This is a genomic window from Paraburkholderia sp. J69-1 (assembly GCF_905220255.1).
Classification (GTDB): Bacteria; Pseudomonadota; Gammaproteobacteria; order Burkholderiales; family Burkholderiaceae; genus Paraburkholderia.
The window spans coordinates 1-551 of the sequence record NZ_CAJMZG010000090.1 but is presented as its reverse complement, the minus strand read 5'-3'; the positions used below and the strand labels follow the sequence as shown (position 1 = coordinate 551).

Sequence of the window (551 nt, the reverse complement as noted above, 5' to 3'; positions counted from 1 at the left end):
CGCTGCTATCGCTCGCCGACAGGCCATAGAAACTCGACTGCCCGGTTGCTTCAAGCGCCGCCTGCTCGACCTGCTGCGCCTGGGTGTACGGGTCATAGTAAAAAACCGTCGTGTCGGGCTGCAGACTGGCGGGCAACTGGTCAAGCAATGCTTCCGGCGATAGGTCATCCGACACCGCTGAGGCTGAGCTCGTGACCAGATATGACACGTCTGAGGTCTGCGTGGAGACCGTCGAGACCGAAGGCGAGACCGGCGCGCTCACCGTTGTTACGCCAATCGGTGAGTTTGACGTCAGGCCTGCGGAGCCAGTGACAGAAGTCGCGCGCCCGTCGAGTGTCGTGACAAGTCCCGCCGCATTGACGGTAGTGGACGCCACAGACGGCACGGCCGCGGGCCCCAGTGTGATCACCTGGCCCGTAACCGCAACTGGTGGTGTGTAGACGTCAGGATTCGTCAGTCCATTGACCAGCGTGGACCCTGTGAGGGTCACTGCGGTCCCGATCAGGTTTCCTGTATTGGCGAGCGTCGGGGATATCACGCTCAGCGCATTA

1 protein-coding gene is annotated in these 551 nt (G+C 61.9%); it reads right to left on the bottom strand.

What is annotated here, in order from left to right:
- The coding region (locus U5A67_RS40505) for a hypothetical protein (RefSeq protein WP_321818839.1) at positions 1–551 on the bottom strand (551 nt) is incomplete at both ends.